The sequence below is a fragment of the Rhizobacter sp. genome (assembly GCF_031412495.1).
In the GTDB taxonomy this organism is placed as follows: Bacteria; Pseudomonadota; Gammaproteobacteria; order Burkholderiales; family Burkholderiaceae_C; genus Schlegelella_A.
This window is the reverse complement of record NZ_JANODC010000227.1, coordinates 1-17,229: the sequence shown is the minus strand read 5'-3', so window position 1 is coordinate 17,229 and position 17,229 is coordinate 1. Positions and strand designations below refer to the sequence as shown.

Genomic DNA, 17,229 nt, shown 5'->3' with positions numbered 1-17,229 from the left:
CGGTCCAGGGCCCCTGGCGCAGGCCGGCCTCGTCGGCGTACTGCTCGACCGGCGCGAACTGGGGCTTGAGATGCGCCGTGAACGACTGCGCCGCGTGGGCGACGACGCGCCGGGCACAGCCGAAGTCGAGCAGGACCGGCTGCCCGTCCGGCAGCATCATGATGTTGTCGGGCGCGATGTCGCGGTGGTACACGCCCTCGCCGTGCAGGAGCTCGAGGGCGCCGAGGATCGGCTGCACGAAGGCTTCCAGCCAGGCCTCGCCCGGCGCCGCGACCATGGCCGACCGGGCCTCCTTCAGCGTCAGTCCCGGGTAGTACTGCATCGCCATGTACGCAGTGCCGTTGCTGCGCCAGAAGCGGTGCACCTTGACCAGCGACGGGTGGTCGAAGCTGGCGAGCAGGCGGGCTTCGCTGAGGAACGACTCGAGGCCCCTGGCGAAGGTGTCGGCGCATCTGCTCGACCGCATGGACACCATGGCGCCCTCGCCGCGCCGCGCCAGCACCGAAGGCATGTATTCCTTGATCGCGACCTCGCGCTGCAGCACGTGGTCGCGCGCCAGGTAGACGATGCCGAAGCCGCCGGTGCCGAGCACGCGGACGATCTCGAACTCGCCGAGCCGCGTCCCCGGGCTCAGCGAGTCACGGACCGACACCTTGTCCGGCACCGACGCAAGACGGGCCTCCGGAGTCGTGGTCGGCCAGGGAGCATCCGTGTGGGACATAGCCTGTACGAGGTGGGTGCGCCGGCTCGGGTTGCCCGGCACGAGAGCGGGCGTGCGATTCATTATCGGCACGCCGCCCCGGTGCCGGCTCGCCGAAACCCCTTCGAGCACGGGGGCGGCAACACCGGCCCCGAACCCTTAAGCCACCGGCGAGCATCTCCCGCGTCTCGGCGAACGGCCCAGCCGGCGCCGGGTCGGCCGGCCCCTGGACGGGCTCGGCCGCGTCGTCGAAGGCGACGAAACGCCCCTCGCGGCGCAGGCGATCGATGGCCCGAAAGCGCCCCGCCGAGACGAGCCCGGGCACCGGCCGCGCCGGCACGCCCTGCGCCGGCCACCGCTCGGAGGCGGCCACGAAGGCGTCGTGCAGGGCGTCCTCGGCCAGGTCGAAGCTCCCGAGCAGCCGCACCAGGGTCGAGAACACGCGCCGGCTTTCCTGGCGGTAGAGCGTGGCGACGGGGTCGTCCATGGATTCCGAGGCCAAACCAGACGCGACGACGGCCCCGGCCCGCCACGGTGTGCCGCCGGGGCCGACAATTCCGGCTCCCATGCCGTCCATCGAACCCGAGGCCGTGCCGGCGCCGCGGGCGCCGTCGCTCCGCTCCGCGAGCGCGCTGCAGCCCTTGAGCGTGCCGGTGTTCCGCCTGCTCTGGAGCACCTGGCTCACCGCCAACCTGTGCATGTGGATGAACGACGTGGCCGCGGCGTGGACGATGACCGGCCTGACGACCAAGCCGATCTGGGTCGCGCTCGTGCAGTCGGCCTCGACCCTGCCGGTGTTCCTGCTCGGGCTGCCCAGCGGAGCCCTGGCCGACATCCTCGACCGGCGGCGCTGGCTGGTGGCGACCCAGTTCTGGCTGGCCCTCACCGCCGCCGCCCTCTGCGCCGTCACCGCCGCCGGGCTGATGACCGCGCCGCTGCTGCTGGTGCTCGTCTTCGCCAACGGCATCGGCCTGGCCCTGCGCTGGCCCGTGTTCGCGGCCATCGTGCCGGAGCTGGTGCCGCGGGAGCAGCTCGCCTCGGCGCTCGCGCTCAACGGCATGGCGATGAACCTGTCGCGCATCGTCGGGCCGCTCGTCGCCGGCGCCCTCATCGCCAGCGCCGGCAGCGTCTGGGTGTTCGCGTTGAACGCCGTGCTGTCGCTGCTCTCGGCCTTCGTGATCCTGCGCTGGCGCCACGAGCACCCGAAGAATCCGCTCGGGCGCGAGCGCCTCATCAGCGCCATGCGCGTCGGCGTCCAGTTCGTGCGCCAGTCGCCGCGCATGCGGGCGGTGCTGTCGCGGGTCTCGCTCTTCTTCTTCAACTCCACGGCCCTGCTGGCGCTGCTGCCGCTGGTGGCGCGCGGCCTGGCCGGCGGCGATGCCGGGACCTTCACCCTCCTGCTCGCCTGCATGGGTGCCGGCGCCATCGTCGCCGTGCTCGGCCTGCCGCGCCTGCGCCAGGCCTACGGACGCGACCAGCTCGTGATCGGCGGTGCCGTCGTGCAGTCGCTCGCCACCGCGGTGATGGCGGTCGCCCCGAGCGCCTGGGTCGCCGTGCCGGCGATGGTGGCCGCCGGCATGGCCTGGATCACCGTCGCCAACTCGCTCGCGGTGTCGGCGCAGATGTCGCTGCCGAACTGGGTCCGGGCCCGCGGCATGGCGAGCTACCAGATGGCGATCATGGGCGCCAGCGCGCTCGGCGCGGCGCTGTGGGGCCAGGTGGCCACGGTCGGCACGATCCAGACCGCGCTGCTGTCCTCGGCGGCCGCCGGGACGCTGCTGATGCTGCTGGTCGTCCGCTTCGTCACCGACAGCGCCGACGAGGAGGCCGACATGAGCCCGGCGCGGGCCGGCTGGGCGGCCCAGCCGACGGTCGTGCCGCAGGAAGGCGGGCGCGTCGTCACGACCATCGAGTACCTCATCGATCCGGCCCGCGCCGATGCCTTCGTGCGGGTGCTGCAGGAGACGCGGCGGGCGCGCCTGAGCCAGGGCGCGATCGGCTGGGAGCTGCTGCACGACATCGGGGCGCCGGAGCGCTTCGTCGAGGAGATCGTCGACGAATCCTGGACCGAGCATCTGCGGCGCTTTCACCGCGCCACTGCTGCCGACCTCGCCCTGCGCGAGCGGCGCCTGGCCTTCCACCAGCCCGACGAGCCGCCGCGGATCAGCCGCTACGTCGTCCGGCGCTAGCGACTCTGCCAAGCGCGCGCGTGCCTGCGGCGGAGGGGCGCGGCCCGCTCAGAAGACCACGAAAGCCGATGCGTTGCGCACCGCGCGCGCCAGGCTGTAGACCGTCAGGGCCGAGGTCCGTGCGTTGCCCGGCAACGGCAGGTTCTCGAGGTGCATCTCGAGGCGCCCGAACGCACCCGTGGCTTCCAGCCAGTGGACGTTGCGCTCGACGCCGGGATCGGCGATCAGCCGCACCTCGGTGCGGTCGAGGCCCAGCCCGGCCAGGGCGATGGTGGCAGCGACGTTGGCGTTCTTCGGGAACGACCTCGCCGCTTGCCGGGCACTGCCCTCGAAGACGACGCATGGCGCGGTGAGCCCGGACAGCACGCACACGCCGTCGGCCGGGGTGCCTTCCCAGCTGCGCGGCGGCTTCCGGCCGACGTAGCGCACCCTGTCGAGGCCGCCGACGCGTGCCGCGTCGAGCGCATCGATGGCGCCGACGGCACCGGCGACGAGCTGGACCCTGGTGCCTCCGGCACGCGCCGCCTCCTCGAGGCGCACCAGGGTGTCGGCCTCGTGCATGGCGCCGGTCGACGCCACGACGCAGGGGATGCCCGCGCGCAAGGCGGGGACGACGTGCGTCAGGAGAGCGGCGTGGCCGGCGCATTCCACGAGCAGATCCGGCCGATGCGGCGGCGACAGGTCGACCTCCGTCAGCACGCGGGCCGAGGGCGTGAGCTGCGCCGCGACCTGCCTGACGCGCTCGAGCGAACGCGCCGTGGCGACGATCTGCGCCGGCTGCATCTGCGCGTCGGTCCCGGACTGCAGCACCCGCGCCAGTTCCTGGCCCATCGCCCCGAAGCCGACCACCGCGAGCTGGAACAAGTGCGTCCCGGCGGCCCTGCGGCGTGCAGCCTCGGCCGACACCGGCCCGGTCAGCCGCCGGAAGCGGACTCGGACGCTTCGGCCGCCTCGCTGACGCGAAAGCCGCGCGCGTCGGTCTTGACGCCCGGCTTGTAATGGACGATCCGCTCCGGCGACAGATGGATTCCGAGCAGGCGCGTGACTTCCGTCGGCGAGGTCGTGAAGGCGTGCCAGACGCCCGGGTGCAGCTCGACCGTGTCGCCCTTCTGCAGCGTCACCTTCTGCACGCCGTCGATCTCGATGTTGAAGGTGGCGCCGCCGTCGAGGACCATCAGGTACTCGATGTAGGGGTGGCTGTGGTACGGCACGTCGTAGCCGGGCTGGCAGGTCTGCAGCGCGGCCCGGATCGGGGTGCTTCGCGACTCGTCGCCGATGAGCACGCGCAGGTCGCTCTGCGGCCCGTAGGACACGAGTTCGGTCTCGGCAAGGCGGGTGACCTTGAATCCGTTCATGGTTCGTCTCGGGTTCAGCGAACCAGCTTCCAGTCGCCGTTCTCGACGCGCACGAGCACGCGGGCACGCTTGTCGACGCCGTAGTGGTCGGTGGCGCTCATGTTGTAGACGGCGTGCGTGCCCTTCACGTCCTTGCCGGCCTCGATCGCATCGCGCAGCGCGTCGCGGAAGGCGGGCGTGCCCGGCTTGGTCGCCTTGAGCGCCAGCGGAAGCGCGGCCTGCAGGATCAGGCCGGCGTCCCAGGCGTAGGCGGCGAAGGCGTTGCGGCTGCCCGGGCCGTAGGCGCCTTCGTACTGCTTCAGGTACTCCATGCCGGTCGCCTTCAGCGGGTCGCTGGCCGGAAGCTGCTCGGCGACGACCACCGGCCCGGTCGGCGCGATCACGCCCTCGACGCTCTTGCCGCCGAGGCGGATGAAGTCGGGGTTGACGACGCCGTGCGTGTGGTAGATCTGCTTGCGGTAGCCGCGCTCCAGCGCGGCGAGCTGCGGCAGCGCCGCCGGCGTGCCGGAGGCGCCGACGAAGATAGCGTCCGGGTTGGTCGCCAGCACCTTGAGCATCTGCCCGGTGACCGAGGTGTCGCCGCGCGCGTAGCGCTCGTTGGTCATGACCTCCACGCCGGCGGCCGTGCCGGCGCCTTTCATGTGGTTGTAGTTCAGGTCGCCCCAGGAATCCGAGAAGCCGATGAAGCCGACCGTCTTCACCTTCGCTGCCTGCATGTGCTCGACGACCGCGCTCACCATCAGCGGAATCGGCTGCGGCACGGCGAACAGGTAGGCCTGCTTCGCCGGGTCGATGGGAATCGGGCACAGGGCGATGAACGGGATGCGCGCCTCGCTCGCCACCCCGCCCTGGGCCAGCGCCACCGGCACCGTGCTCGAGCCGATGATCACGTCGACCTTGTCTTCGGTCGCGAACCGGCGCGCGTTCCTGGCGCCGACCGTGGGATCGCTGGTGTCGTCGAGGACGACGTAGCGGACCGGCTCGCCGCCCACCGTCTTCGGGAAGAGGGCGATCGCCTTCTGCACGTGCACGCCGAGCGAGGCACCCGGCCCGGTGGTGCTCACCGACACGCCCACCACCACCTCCGCTCCGGCCGTGCTCGACGCCAGGGCCAGCAGCAGGATCGACAGCTTCTTCTTCATCCGAACTCCTTGGGTGTGGCGGCGCGACGGCGGCACGCGGACTGGTAGCATACTACGCTAGAATACTACGAGGCATCGCCCGGAAACTCCATGACGCGTCAGCTCGAGGGAAAGACTGCGCTGGTGACCGGGGCCGCGAGCGGGATCGGTCTGGCCGTCGCCCGCCGCTTCCTGGCCGAGGGGGCCAACGTGATCGGCCTCGACCGCGTCGGGTCGCATCTGGCGAGCCAGCCGGGTGACGGCGTTTATGCCGGCATCGTCGGCGACGTGCGATCCCCCGCCGACAACCAGGCCGCGGTGGATCTGGCGCTGAGCCGGTTCGGCCGCCTCGACGCGTTCGTGGGCAATGCCGGTATCTACGACAACCGGCGCCCCCTGCGCGCCTTCTCCGCGGCCGAGCTGGACGCGGCCTTCGAGGAGCTCTTCGCCGTCAACGTCAAGGGCTACCTGCTGGGCGCCCGCGCCGCCGTCGACGCGCTGACGGACTCGCGCGGCTGCATCATCTTCACGAGCTCGATCTCGGGCACCCATGCCGGCTTCGGCGGCCCGCTCTACGTGGCGGCCAAGCATGCGGTCAACGGCCTGACGAAGCAGCTGGCCCTGGAACTCGCGCCGGCCGTCCGCGTCAACGCCGTGGCGCCGGGCTACGTGCCCACCGGCCTGCGCGGCCTCGAGAGCCTCGGCCAGGGAGCCAGCACCGGCAGCCCCACGCCGGCGCAGGTGCCGCTGCAGGCGATCGCCAGCGCCGACGACTACGCGGGTGCCTACGTGTTCCTCGCGTCCGACGCCGGCTTGCGAACCGCGACGGGAAGCGTTCTTGCCCTGGATGGCGGCGCCGCCGTCCGCGGCCCGCGCGCCTGACCGGCCCTGCCTCCACCCATGCACCTGCTTCGATGAACGCACCGATGAGTGACACCGACAAGGTCGCGACCGCCGGCAGGCCGGCCAGGACGCCGCTGCCGCCCCTGGTGAGCGTGGACGCGCGGATCGGCTCCTTCGCGGCCGCCGAGCTGATGTCCGCCGACGGCTCGGCCGTCAGCCGCAGGCTGTTCGTCGAGGAGGCCATCTACCGGCTCGAGCAGGAGCGCATCTTCGCGAAGTGCTGGCTGTACCTGGGCCACGAGAGCGCCCTGCCCCAGAAGGCTTCCTTCTTCACGACGACCATGGGCGAGGACCCGGTGATCGTCGTTCGCGACAAGACCGGCCGCCTGCGTGCCTTCCTGAACAGCTGCACCCACCGCGGCGCGAAGATCTGCCGCGTCGATTCCGGCACGGCGGCGAGCTTCAGCTGCCCCTACCACGCCTGGACCTTCAGCAACGAGGGCAAGCTCATGGGCGTGCCGCGCATGAGCGCGGCCTACGGCGACGCCTTCGACCGCAGCCAGTACGGCCTGCGCGAGGTGCCGCAGGTGGACACCTTCCACGGCATGATCTTCGCGACCTGGGATCCGCAGGCAGCGAGCTTGCGCGACTACCTCGGCGACATGGGCTTCTACCTGGAGCTCATGCTGTCGCGCATGGACGGCGGCACCGAGGCCATCGGCGGCGTGCACAAGTGGACGATCCAGGTCAACTGGAAGATCCCGGCCGAGAACTTCGCCGGGGACCACTATCACGTGCCTTCGACGCACGGTGCCGGCGTCGAGATGGGCTTCCGCAGCCAGCTCACGAACGAGGGCTACTGCATCCAGACCGGCAACGGCCACTCCATCGGCAGCGAGCGCGGCGGCGCGCAGCAAGGGACCGCCGTGCAGACCGAGTACGACGGCTTCATGAAGCAGATGCGCTCGGAGCTGGTCGCGAAGCACGGCGAGGCGGCCAACGCCTTCGTCCCGATCGGCGTCGGCACCCTGTTCCCGAACATGTCGTTCCTCGACAGCGCCCGTTTTCGCGCCTTCCGGGTCTGGCATCCCCGCGGCGTCGACCGGATCGAGGTGCACTCGTGGTGCATCGTCGACAAGGCCCTGCCGGCCGAACTAAAGACCGCCGTCCGGAAGCAGTACTCGCTCGCCTTCGGCCCGGGTGGCATCTTCGAGCAGGACGACGGCGACATCTGGCAGAGCGTTCAGGACGCGATGCGCGGCCACATCGGACGGCAGGGCAGCTTCAACTACCGGATGGGCCTCGGGCGCGAAGCGCCCACGACCGACCGGTACGGGCCGCCCTTCCCCGGTAGCTGCAGCGACATGCTGATGACCGAGGCAAACCAGCGCGCCTTCTACCGGCATTACGCCACCGTGATGGCGGACCGCGATGGCCCCTGACGCGTCGCACGACGCCCTCTGGAGCGCGCTCGAGAGCTTCTACCGGCGCGAAGTCCTGCTGCTGCAGGACCGGCGCTACCGCGAGTGGCTGGAGACGATGGACAGCGCGGTCTCGTACCGGGTGCCCGTCACGACCTCGACGATGGAGGGGCTCGTCACGCGCGAGGACGAGCTGGGCTATTACGACGAGGACCTCGCGCTGCTGAAGGCGCGCGTGGCCAAGCTCGAGAGCAAGCTGTCCTGGGTGGAGCGGCCGCCTTCGCGGCTGCGCTACTTCGTGCAGATCGTCGACGCGCACCGCGAGGAGGAAGGCACGGTCGTGGCCCGCAGCAACCTGCTGCTCCTGCAGTACCGCTGGAACATGGAGCAGCAGTTCAGCGGCGAGCGCACCGACCGGCTCGTCGGCGCCGACGGCGAGCTGCGGCTGCTTCGGCGGCGCGTCGTGCTCGACCGGCAGGCGCTCGGCGAGCAGGGCCTCAGCGTCTTCTTCTGAATCCGGAGGCCAAGGTGCTCGCCGCAGCCACCGTCCACTTCCCCTACATGACGATGTGGCCGGACCGCGCCTCTGCGGAGGACCGGTCGGCGACCCTGGCCGGCTTCACCCGGCTGAACCAGGCGTTCGTCGCGGCCGGCATCGAGACGATCGTCGTCTTCACCAGCGAGCACATCGTCAACCTGCAGCCGCGCCTGGCGCCGCCCTTCGTCGTCGGCATCGGCGACAGCCACGCCGCCTTTCCAGAGCCGCAATTCAACCTCGCGCCGGTGACGCGGCGCGGCGACCCTGCCCTGGCCGAGGCCCTGGTCCGGGCGCTCTACGTGGAGGGGTTCGATCCGGCCCACTCCAGCGAGCTTCGCCTCGACCACGGCACCACGCTGCCGCTGGCGCAGCTCGGCATCGGCGCCGACGTCGCCATCGTGCCGATCATCATCAACAGCATCTTCCCGCCGCTGCCGACGCTGCAGCGCTGCCGTGAGCTCGGCGCCGCCGTGGCGGCCGCGCTCGGCCGGTCGACGCTTGACCGGCGGGTTGGCCTGCTCGCCACCGGCGGCCTCTCGCACACCGTCGGGGCGCCCGGGATGGAGCGCAACGATCCGGCCTTCGATGCCGGATTCATGAAGGCGCTCGCCGACGCCGACCTCGAGCAGGCCTGCAGCTACCCCGACCCGGTGCTCGACGCCTCGGGCAACGGAACGCACGAGATCCGCAACTGGGTGGCGGTGGCCGGCGCTGTGCATCCGCGACGGCCCACGGTCGTCAACTGCCTGCCCTTCGCACCGGGCTGGGATGCCGGCGTTCACCAGCTGCTCTGGGAGCAGGCATGAACGGCGCGGCGCTGACGCAATTCCTGATCGACGTCACCCGCGGCCACCGCCAGGGGGAGTTCGCGAGCGACCCCGAGGCCGTGCTCGCCGCTTCCCCGCTCGACGATCGCCTGCGCGCCGCGGTTCGCGCCCGCGACATCGGCACGCTGTGGCTGGCCGGGGCGCACCCGATGGCCCTGATGTACTTCGCGCGCTCCTGCGGCTGGGCCAACGAGCGCTACTACCGCTGCATTGCCGACGCCGAGCTCACGAGAGGCGATCCAGCCGCGGCTGCCCCGCCTGCCGGCCCCGCGCCGTCGCAAACGCATCGATCGAGCGCCCGACATGGTCCGTGATCGCCCGCCTCGCCGCCTTGCAGTCGTGCCGCTCGAGCGCGTCGACCAGCGCCTCGTGCTCGCGCATGACGGCGTCGTTGCGCGTCGAGGCGACCTCGGTGCCGCTGGCGATGAGGTACATCTTGCCGCGCACGCTGAGCAGCTCGCGGCGGATCTGCAGCAGCCCGGCCATCTCGGCCATGCGGATGTGGAAGGCCTCGTCGATGCTGTACATGTCGGCCTGGCTGCGACCCCGGCCTTTCGAGGCGGCGCCCTTGAGGATGGTGCGCAGCTCGCGGATCTGCGCCGGCGTGCAGGTCGCGCACAGGCGGCCGACGACGAGCTGCTCGAGGGCGACGCGAAGCAGGCGGATCTCGCTGATCGCGGCCTCGTCGAGCTCGGCGAGACGGTAGCCGCGCTTCGGCACGATCTCGACGACGCCGTCCCGGAACAGGTTGAGAAGCGCCTCGCGAACCGGGGTGCGCGAGACGCCGAGCGATTCGGCCAGCGAGCTCTCGGAAAACAGCTGGCGGCGCGGGATCTTGCCGTCGCGGATGGCCCGCCGGATGGTGTCGTAGCCCTGCTGGGCGAGGCTCTCGGAACGAACCAGGCTGGGGATCGGTGAGGTCGCCAATGCGTGAGCCCGCAGGAGCAGGCCCGCCGGTGGGTGGTATGCAACATTCTACGATCCGGGTTCGACGGACGATGGCGGGCACGTGGACCTCGGCCTGAACGGAAGGGTGGCGATCGTCACCGGCGCTTCGCGCGGGCTCGGTCGCGCCACGGCGGAGGCGTTGCTCGCCGAAGGTGCCAACGTGGTCGCCGTGGCGCGTGCCAGCGCGGCGCTGCACGAGCTTGAGACGGTCCATCCGGGCCGCTGCAAGGTCCTTGCCGGCGACCTGCTCGACCCGGCCATGCCGCAGCGGGCGGTCGACGCCGCGCTGGCGGCGTTCGGCCGCCTCGATGTCGCGGTCGTCAACACACCCGGGCCGCGCCCGATCCTGCCGCTGGAGGCGAGCGAAGCGGACTTCGCATCGGCCTTCGAGTCCACCTTCTATCCCGCCGTGCGGCTGATCAACGCCGCCAGGGTGCCGATGGCCGAGCGCGGCTGGGGCCGCATCGTGATCGTGTCGTCGACGAGCGTGAAGGCACCGAAGCCCTTCCTCTGCCTGTCGGCCGCGGCACGCAGCGCCCTCTGGGCCTGGGCCAAGAGTGCCGCGCCGGCGCTCCACCAGCGCAAGGTGACGATCAACGCCGTCTTCGCCGGCCCGCACGACACCGGCCGGGCCCGGGAGCTGGGGGTGAAGGACCGGGCGATGGGCCGCCCCGACGACTTCGGGCGCTTCGTCACCTCGCTCTGTGCGGAGGCGACCGGCTTCGTCACGGGCGCAGGCTTCCTCGTCGACGGCGGCGAGCTGACCGGGATCTGACGACGCCATGAGCCGCCTGCACGTCCTCTCCGCCGGCCGCGGGCCGACGCTCCTGCTCCTGCACGGCATCGGCTCCAGCGCGACAGCGTGGTCGCAGCAGATCGACCGGCTCGGGCCCACCTTCGCCTGCATCGCACCCGACCTGCCTGGCTACGGGGACTCGCCGGACGCGCAGGCCGCGGGGCTGGACGGCATCGTGGGCGAGGTGGCGAACGTCCTGGAGGGCCGGCCCGCGCACGTCGCCGGCGTGTCGTTCGGCGCCTTGACGGCGCTCGCCCTGGCCCGCGCCCACCCGGAACTGGTGCGGTCGCTCGTGCTCTCGGATGCCACGCTCGGCCGCGCCACCCTGCCGGCTCCTGAACGCGAACGATGGCTGCGGCACCGCGAGGGCCTGGCCGGCGAGCTGGCGACGCGCAGCATCGAGCGCGCCGCCGAGATCGCCGGCCGGCAGGCCTCGCCCGCGGTCATCGCGGAGATCGCCCGGCACATGCGGCGTGCCCGGCCGGCGGGCTACCTGGCGGTCGCGCACGCCATCGCGGCAACGGACGCCCGCCCTTGGCTGGCCGACATCCACGCGCCGGTGTTGATCCTCTGCGGCGAGGACGACCGCGTGACCGGCATGGACGTGTCGAAGGCCCTGCTCGACGGGCTGCCGCAGGCCACGCTCGTCGCCATCGACGGCGCGGGACACGCGCCGCACCTCGAGCAGCCGGATCGCTTCGCCCAGGCCGTGCGCGAATTTCTCGCCGGCCTCCCCGACGGCCCCGGGTCGAAGCCGCGGACGCCCGATTGATTCCGGACGAGTGACCGAAGTCACTCACCGGCAGCGACTTGCTGCCTCGTCGGCCCGCGGCCCCGGCGCGAGACTGGCGACAGGCCAGCGCGAACAGTTCGCGACAGCCGGACCCAAGGAGACGACCATGACCACCTTCATCAGCACCGCCTGCGCCGCCATCGTGATCGCCGCCTATGGCTTTGCCGTGATGTCCATGTTCGGCGCCATCGTCTCCGGCGCCCTGGGGGCATAGCGTCGCCATCGGGGGCGGCGGCGACGCCGCCCGTATCCTCCGCCGCATGCCTGCCGCCGACGTCGCCCTCTGGATCCTCAGCATCGCCCTGATGGCCGGGGGCCTCGCCGGCGCCGTGCTGCCGGTGCTGCCCGGCGCGGGGCTGGTGCTCGCCGGCACCGTGCTCGGCGCCTGGATCGACGACTTCCAGCGCGTCGGCGGCTGGACCCTCGGCGTCCTCGGCGCGCTGGCCCTGCTGTCGTGGGTGCTCGACTACGTGGCCGGCATGCTCGGGGCCAGGAAGGCCGGGGCCAGCAAGCAGGCGCTGGTCGGCGCTGCGGTCGGCACGGTCGCCGGCCTGTTCCTCGGCTTCGTCGGCGTGCTGGTGCTCCCATTCGTCGGCGCTGCCGCCGGCGAATACCTGGCGCGCCGCGACCACCGCGCCGCTGCCCGCGTCGGCCTCGCCACCGGCATCGGCCTCGTCGTCGCGCTGGTCGCGAAGGTCGTCATCGCTTTCGTGATGATCGGAATCTTCGTCGTCGCGCTGCTGTTCTGAGCGGGCCTCCCTGCGTCCCTCGAACACGGGGGTGCAAATCGATGCGCCGGGGCGCTACGCTCGTCGGTGAAGAGCCCTCGCGGAGGGCGAGTCCACATCCAGGAGACACCATGCAGACGCCTGCCACTTCGAAGACCGTACGCACGCTCGCCGCAGCATCGATGGTGCTGGGCTGCGTCGGCGCCAACGCGGCTCCGTTCTTCTGGACGGACTGGACAGGGACCGACCTCGATCCGGGCACCGGCTTCCGCGCGCAGGGCACCATCACGACACCGACGTCCACGGTCGGCGTGACCTACACGAACGCGAACGGGATCGGCTTCTACCAGCCTTCCGGTGGCACCGACTACTACATCGGCGTCGGTGCAGGAACGTCTCCGTACACCAGCGCCCTGGTCGACAACCGGCCCACCGGCACCGACATCATCGCCCTGTCACGTGCAGGGACGCAGACGCTGCAGTTCTCCGAGGCGATCGCCAATCCCGTGTTCGCCTTCGTCAGCCTCAACGGCAACGGCTACGCGTTCGACCAGGACTTCGACATCCTCAGCATCGGCGGCCAGGCCGGGCATGCATGCGGCTTCTGGGGCTGCGGCGGGGCGAGCAAGGTGGTCGTCGACCTTGGCGGCGGGAACTTCGAGTACCAGCTCAACAGCAACAACGTCGGCGGCACCGAACCGCACGGAACGCTGCAGTTCCGGGGCGCCTTCGACACGGTGACGTGGCGCAGCTCCACCAACGAATTCTGGAACGGCTTCACGGTCGGCGTGCAGGGCACGGCCATCGAAGTACCGGTCACCGCGGTGCCGGAACCCGAGACCTATGCGCTCCTGGCCATGGGACTCGCGGCTTTGGGCCTGGTGCGCAAGCGTCGCAAGGCCCGCTGAATCTCGGCCACTATGGCTCGCGCTGCCCGGCGATGCCGAGCGACGTGACGCCGTTGCGCTCCTAAGGCAAGGTGACGCCGACCGCCAGTGCGGCAGCGCGCACCTCGGCAGGCCAGTTGATGCCGCCTGGATCGCGCCCGCTCGCCATGCCCATGAGGTAGGCCGGTCCCGCGCCGATGTTCCTGAACCCGCGAGAAAGCCCGGGCGGAACCGCGATCGTGTCCCAGGGCTCCAGGACGACGTGGCGTTCGCCCTGCGGACCCCAGAACACCTCCCACCGCCCGGTCAGGGCGACGAAGACCTCCTGCGTGAGGTGGCTGTGCAGCGGCGCGGCCTTGCCCGGCTGGCAGCAGACGATGTTGAGGTGAAAGCCCTCGGCCGGCAGAGGCGCGGCCGGTGGTTCGCCGAGGACGCGGTACGTGGTTCGCTCGCACCCCGGGATGACGGAGTCGAGGTAGTCGCCGGTCGGCTGCAGAGTGCGGAAGCGGGCGACGCGCGCCTCCATTTCGGCGACGGTCGGGTTGGCGTCGGTGATCGGGGCGACGGCGGGCATGGGACTCCCTGTTCGGCTCGAAGCGATCTTAAGAGTCGATCGGCGCCGCGATCGGCGCCGCTCCGGGCGGATCGCCCCTGCCGCCTGAGCCGCGCGACCCCGCTCGCGCTGCAGCCGCCGGCCGTCGAGCGCTCCCGAGGCCGCCGCCTTGAGCAGCCGCTGGAAGGTCGGGCAGGCCGCGTGGCTGCGCGCCGGGCAGGCGGCGGCGTGGCGCAGGCCGCGGCGTGGCGCAGGCCGCGGCTCATGGCCTGCAGATGCCGGATCGTGACGTCGATCTCGTCCGCCTTGGCGGCGAGGAGCGGCCGGTCGATCTTCGGGCCGCCACTGGGCGACCGCATGGCGTGTATCTCGTCCAGCGACAGCCCACCCGCCTGCGCGAGCGCAATCAGCGCCAGCTGGTTCAGCACGCCGGGGGCGAAGCGGCGGCGCGTGCCTTGCGGCCCGAGCGAGGCGATGAGCCCCTTCTTCTCGTAGAAGCCCAGCGTCGAGGCGGGGACGCCGGCACGGCGGGCATCGAAAGGCATCCCATGAACTCGCTCCAGGACCTCGCTCGCGTCGCGCTCATCGACATCGGCGCCACTGCGGTGATGGACGCATGGCTGGCATGCTCGGGCGCATGGGCGTTCGCACGGTGAGCTTCGCGCTCGTCGGCCGCTGGGCCGGCCATCTCCTGCACGGCAGGTTCGCGCACGCGGACATCGCCCGCGCCCGGCCCATCGCGGGCGAGCTGGCGTGGGGCTGGCTCATCCACTACGCGATCGGGATCGCCTTCGCCGCATTGCTCGTGGCGGTGGCCGGTGCGTCCTGGACATCGGACCCGAGCCTGCTGCCCGCGCTCGCCGTGGGCGTCGTGACGGTGCTGGCGCCGCTCTGCGTGATGCAGCCGGCCATGGGCGCGGGTTTCCTGGCATCACGGACGCCGGCGCCATGGCAGAGCCGCCTGCGCAGCCTCGCTAACCACGCCGTCTTCGGCCTCGGCCTCTGTGCCTCCGCCGTCGCCGTCGCGCGCTGGTGATGTCCCTTCTCGTCTCCGGCATCTCGACCTTTCGCGCCGTGGGGATGGTGCCCGGCTTCGCCTACCTCTGGACCAGCGCCTGGCTGACGGCCTGGCTCTTCGCCTTTCCGGTCGTGCTCCTGGTCGCGCCGGTGGCGCGCAGGGCCGTCGACCAGCTCACCGCCGAGCGCTAGCGGGCATCGAAAAGCAGGCGCGGCCCTGCATGGCCCCAGGCTTTCCGGAACGAGTCCCGACGCCGTTACACTCCCGCCTTTTTCGGGCTCGCCCCTGTCGATGTCTTCGGTTTCTCGCAGCAGCCACGCGCCTTCTCCCTTCGAATTCAGGAACGCCTCGCTGGCATTGGTTGCGCTGGTCCTGCGGACCACCGATCTCGAGCACCTGTCGCACGCCCTGGACGAGCGTTTCGGCCAGACGCCGCTGTTCGATCACGACCCCGTCGCCATCGACCTGGCAGCCATCGCCGGCGATCCGACCCCCGTCGACTTCGACGCGCTCGCGGCCTTGCTGCGACGCCATCGCATGCTGCCGATCGGCGTCGAGGGCGGCAGCGCGGGACAGATGGAGGCGGCCCGCGCCGCGGGGCTCGTCGAGACGAGCACCCTGGCCGAAACGCATCGCGCCGACGACAAGCCGCGTGGGGGCCCGAGGCGTGCCGACACGCCGGCCGCGCCTCCGCTGCAGCCCGTTGTGCCCGCGACGGCGCCGGCGCTCGTGATCGACCGGCCGCTCCGCTCGGGCCAGCAGGTCTATGCCCGCCATGGCGACCTCGTCGTGCTCGCGGCGGTGAACTTCGGCGCCGAGATCCTGGCGGACGGCCACATCCACGTCTACGCGCCGCTGCGCGGCCGGGCCATCGCCGGGGCGCGCGGCAACGCCGCGGCACGCATCTTCAGCACCTGCATGGAGCCGCAGCTGATCGCCATCGCCGGCACCTACCGCACCACCGACACCGCCCTGCCTGCCGACGTGCACGGCCAGGCGGCCCAGGTGCGGCTCGACGGCGACACGCTCGTCGTCGAGCCGCTCCATTACCGATAGCCGACACACACAAGGGACCTGCATCCGATGACGAAGACAGTCGTGGTGACCTCCGGCAAGGGCGGAGTGGGCAAGACCACCACCAGCGCCAGCTTTTCCTCCGGCCTGGCGCTCGCCGGCCACAAGACCGCCGTGATCGACTTCGACGTCGGCTTGCGCAACCTCGACCTCATCATGGGCTGCGAGCGGCGCGTGGTGTACGACCTCATCAACGTGATCCAGAAGGAAGCCAACCTCAACCAGGCCCTGATCAAGGACAAGCAGTGCGACAACCTGTTCGTGCTGGCCGCCTCGCAGACGCGCGACAAGGACGCGCTGACCCAGGAAGGCGTCGAACGCGTGCTCGAGGACCTGAAGGGCATGGGCTTCGAGTACATCGTCTGCGATTCGCCGGCCGGCATCGAGACCGGGGCGCTGATGGCGATGCACTTCGCCGACGAGGCGCTGATCGTCACCAACCCCGAGGTCTCGTCGGTGCGCGACTCCGACCGCATCCTCGGCATGCTCGGCTCGAAGACGAAGCGCGCCATCGACGGCGCCGAGCCGGTGAAGGAGCACCTGCTCATCACCCGCTACAACCCGGGTCGCGTAGCCGGCGGGCAGATGCTCTCGCTCGACGACATCCAGGAGATCCTGCGCACGCCGCTGATCGGCGTGATCCCCGAGTCCGACAAGGTGCTCGACGCGTCGAACCAGGGCCTGCCGGCGGTGCACATGAAGGACAGCGACGTCGCCGACGCCTACAAGGACGTCGTCGCCCGCTTTCTCGGCGAGGAGCGGCCGATGCGCTTCGTCGAGGCCGACAAGCCCGGCTTCTTCAAGCGCCTGTTCGGCGGGAGTTGAGCGATGTCCCTGCTCTCCTACTTCCTCGGCGAGAAGAAGAAGACGGCCAGCGTCGCCAAGGAGCGGCTGCAGCTCATCCTCTCGCACGAGCGCGGCGGCGGCGGCTCGCGCGCCGACTACCTGCCGGCCCTGCAGCGCGAGCTGGTCGCGGTGATCTCCAAGTACGTCATGATCAGCCCGGACGACATCCGCGTGCACCTGCAGACGCAGGACAACCTCGACATCCTCGAAGTGAAGATCGAGTTGCCGGACGCCGTGCGCTGATCGCCGGCGACGGCAGAAGCCGCAGATACCGCCTGTAGACTGCGGCCGGTCCTGCGGCCACCGATCTCGACAGCCGGCACCGCATCGACCGTCCTTCCTCCAACCGGGAGCGGCAGATGAGTCGAGGCGGGCGCGCCACCGAAACGCCCGGCGCGCGCCGGGGACCGGCTGCGTGGCTGAGCGCGGGGCTGCGCGTGGCCGAGCAGCGCAGCGCCGCGACCGTCCATCGTGTCCTCGTCGCCGACGTCGCCCGGCTCCTGGGCGCACGCGCCGTGCTGCTCGCGGTCGATCAAGGCGGGCTGCCGGTGCTCGCGGTGGGCCGCGTGCCGCGCGGCGACGACGCCGAGGC

21 protein-coding genes and 2 pseudogenes are annotated in these 17,229 nt (G+C 71.4%); 15 read left to right on the top strand and 8 right to left on the bottom strand.

All coding sequences use genetic code 11. The features are described from left to right. On the bottom strand, positions 1-652 hold a 652-nt coding region (locus AC30N0_RS08630), incomplete at its 3' end, for a serine/threonine protein kinase (RefSeq protein ID WP_489517515.1). Further along, positions 639-1,187 carry a sigma factor gene (locus tag AC30N0_RS08625; protein ID WP_489517514.1) on the bottom strand — a complete coding sequence of 183 codons (549 nt, stop codon included), beginning with the start codon at positions 1,185-1,187 and terminating at the stop codon, positions 639-641. The genes AC30N0_RS08625 and AC30N0_RS08630, both read right to left, overlap by 14 nt. A 79-nt stretch (positions 1,188-1,266) precedes the next feature. Between AC30N0_RS08625 and AC30N0_RS08620 the strand changes: the two genes are divergently transcribed. Further along, positions 1,267-2,889, top strand: coding sequence for an MFS transporter (locus AC30N0_RS08620; protein ID WP_489517513.1), 1,623 nt, complete (start codon positions 1,267-1,269; stop codon positions 2,887-2,889). A 48-nt stretch (positions 2,890-2,937) separates the two neighbouring features. On the opposite strand, the gene AC30N0_RS08615 is transcribed toward AC30N0_RS08620, so the two are convergent. From AC30N0_RS08615 to AC30N0_RS08605, 3 genes are read right to left on the bottom strand one after another with little or no spacing between them, the layout of a single operon-like run. Continuing rightward, positions 2,938-3,753 (bottom strand): aspartate dehydrogenase, encoded by an 816-nt coding sequence (locus AC30N0_RS08615; protein ID WP_489517512.1) that lies wholly within the window; start codon positions 3,751-3,753, stop codon positions 2,938-2,940. A 50-nt stretch (positions 3,754-3,803) separates the two neighbouring features. Next, on the bottom strand, positions 3,804-4,244 hold the full coding sequence (locus tag AC30N0_RS08610; protein WP_489517511.1) for a cupin domain-containing protein: 441 nt from the start codon (positions 4,242-4,244) through the stop codon (positions 3,804-3,806). 14 nt (positions 4,245-4,258) lie between these two features. Beyond that, positions 4,259-5,386, bottom strand: a complete 1,128-nt coding sequence (locus AC30N0_RS08605) for an ABC transporter substrate-binding protein (protein WP_489517510.1) — start codon at positions 5,384-5,386, stop codon at positions 4,259-4,261. Positions 5,387-5,476: 90 nt separating this feature from the next. Here AC30N0_RS08605 and AC30N0_RS08600 point away from each other — a divergent pair, with 90 nt between their 5' ends. From AC30N0_RS08600 to AC30N0_RS08580, 5 genes are read left to right on the top strand one after another with little or no spacing between them, the layout of a single operon-like run. Continuing rightward, positions 5,477-6,247 carry an SDR family NAD(P)-dependent oxidoreductase gene (locus AC30N0_RS08600; RefSeq protein ID WP_489517509.1) on the top strand — a complete coding sequence of 257 codons (771 nt, stop codon included), beginning with the start codon at positions 5,477-5,479 and terminating at the stop codon, positions 6,245-6,247. Between the two features lie 44 nt (positions 6,248-6,291). Next, the gene (locus tag AC30N0_RS08595; RefSeq protein WP_489517508.1) at positions 6,292-7,650 is read left to right on the top strand and encodes an aromatic ring-hydroxylating dioxygenase subunit alpha; all 1,359 of its coding nucleotides are present in this window, start codon (positions 6,292-6,294) and stop codon (positions 7,648-7,650) included. After that, positions 7,640-8,143: an aromatic-ring-hydroxylating dioxygenase subunit beta gene (locus tag AC30N0_RS08590; RefSeq protein ID WP_489517507.1), complete on the top strand. Its 504-nt coding sequence runs from the start codon at positions 7,640-7,642 to the stop codon at positions 8,141-8,143. Before AC30N0_RS08595 ends, AC30N0_RS08590 begins: the two co-directional genes overlap by 11 nt. A 14-nt stretch (positions 8,144-8,157) precedes the next feature. Next, a complete protein-coding gene (locus AC30N0_RS08585) occupies positions 8,158-8,973 on the top strand; it encodes a DODA-type extradiol aromatic ring-opening family dioxygenase (RefSeq protein WP_489517506.1) in 816 nt (271 codons plus the stop codon). After that, positions 8,970-9,308 carry a hypothetical protein gene (locus AC30N0_RS08580; protein WP_489517505.1) on the top strand — a complete coding sequence of 113 codons (339 nt, stop codon included), beginning with the start codon at positions 8,970-8,972 and terminating at the stop codon, positions 9,306-9,308. The genes AC30N0_RS08585 and AC30N0_RS08580 overlap by 4 nt, the downstream gene beginning before the upstream one ends. Here AC30N0_RS08580 and AC30N0_RS08575 read toward each other — a convergent pair. After that, the gene (locus AC30N0_RS08575; protein WP_489517504.1) at positions 9,220-9,921 is read right to left on the bottom strand and encodes a GntR family transcriptional regulator; all 702 of its coding nucleotides are present in this window, start codon (positions 9,919-9,921) and stop codon (positions 9,220-9,222) included. The two genes, AC30N0_RS08580 and AC30N0_RS08575, sit on opposite strands and share 89 nt — an antisense overlap. Positions 9,922-10,003: 82 nt before the next feature. Here AC30N0_RS08575 and AC30N0_RS08570 point away from each other — a divergent pair, with 82 nt between their 5' ends. The 4 genes from AC30N0_RS08570 (at position 10,004) to AC30N0_RS08555 (ending at position 13,167) form a co-directional block, all read left to right on the top strand. Continuing rightward, entirely contained in the window at positions 10,004-10,717 is a 714-nt protein-coding gene (locus AC30N0_RS08570) for an SDR family NAD(P)-dependent oxidoreductase (protein ID WP_489517503.1), read from the top strand. Positions 10,718-10,724: 7 nt separating this feature from the next. Beyond that, a complete protein-coding gene (locus AC30N0_RS08565; protein ID WP_489517502.1) occupies positions 10,725-11,510 on the top strand; it encodes an alpha/beta fold hydrolase in 786 nt (261 codons plus the stop codon). A gap of 281 nt (positions 11,511-11,791) precedes the next feature. After that, positions 11,792-12,280, top strand: coding sequence for a DUF456 domain-containing protein (locus AC30N0_RS08560; protein WP_489517501.1), 489 nt, complete (start codon positions 11,792-11,794; stop codon positions 12,278-12,280). 110 nt (positions 12,281-12,390) lie between these two features. Further along, complete coding sequence (locus AC30N0_RS08555) at positions 12,391-13,167, top strand: PEP-CTERM sorting domain-containing protein (protein WP_489517500.1); 777 nt, start codon at positions 12,391-12,393, stop codon at positions 13,165-13,167. 61 nt (positions 13,168-13,228) lie between these two features. On the opposite strand, the gene AC30N0_RS08550 is transcribed toward AC30N0_RS08555, so the two are convergent. Both AC30N0_RS08550 and AC30N0_RS08545 read right to left on the bottom strand, forming a co-directional pair. Beyond that, entirely contained in the window at positions 13,229-13,720 is a 492-nt protein-coding gene (locus tag AC30N0_RS08550; RefSeq protein WP_489517516.1) for a cupin domain-containing protein, read from the bottom strand. A gap of 114 nt (positions 13,721-13,834) precedes the next feature. Beyond that, positions 13,835-14,244: pseudogene (locus tag AC30N0_RS08545) on the bottom strand (MerR family transcriptional regulator); the annotation flags it as partial. Positions 14,245-14,247: 3 nt separating this feature from the next. Here AC30N0_RS08545 and AC30N0_RS08540 point away from each other — a divergent pair. The 5 genes and pseudogenes from AC30N0_RS08540 to minE all read left to right on the top strand — a co-directional run bounded on the left by AC30N0_RS08540 (position 14,248) and on the right by minE (position 16,880). Continuing rightward, a pseudogene (locus AC30N0_RS08540) lies at positions 14,248-14,735 on the top strand (DUF2938 domain-containing protein). After that, entirely contained in the window at positions 14,735-14,908 is a 174-nt protein-coding gene (locus AC30N0_RS08535; RefSeq protein ID WP_489517499.1) for a DUF2798 domain-containing protein, read from the top strand. The pseudogene AC30N0_RS08540 and the gene AC30N0_RS08535 overlap by 1 nt, the downstream one beginning before the upstream one ends. 100 nt (positions 14,909-15,008) lie before the next feature. Further along, positions 15,009-15,773, top strand: a complete 765-nt coding sequence (gene minC / locus AC30N0_RS08530; protein WP_489517498.1) for a septum site-determining protein MinC — start codon at positions 15,009-15,011, stop codon at positions 15,771-15,773. A gap of 27 nt (positions 15,774-15,800) precedes the next feature. After that, positions 15,801-16,616, top strand: coding sequence for a septum site-determining protein MinD (gene minD, locus AC30N0_RS08525; RefSeq protein ID WP_489517497.1), 816 nt, complete (start codon positions 15,801-15,803; stop codon positions 16,614-16,616). Between the two features lie 3 nt (positions 16,617-16,619). Then, entirely contained in the window at positions 16,620-16,880 is a 261-nt protein-coding gene (gene minE, locus AC30N0_RS08520) for a cell division topological specificity factor MinE (RefSeq protein WP_489517496.1), read from the top strand. The last annotated feature ends 349 nt before the right edge of the window (positions 16,881-17,229 follow it).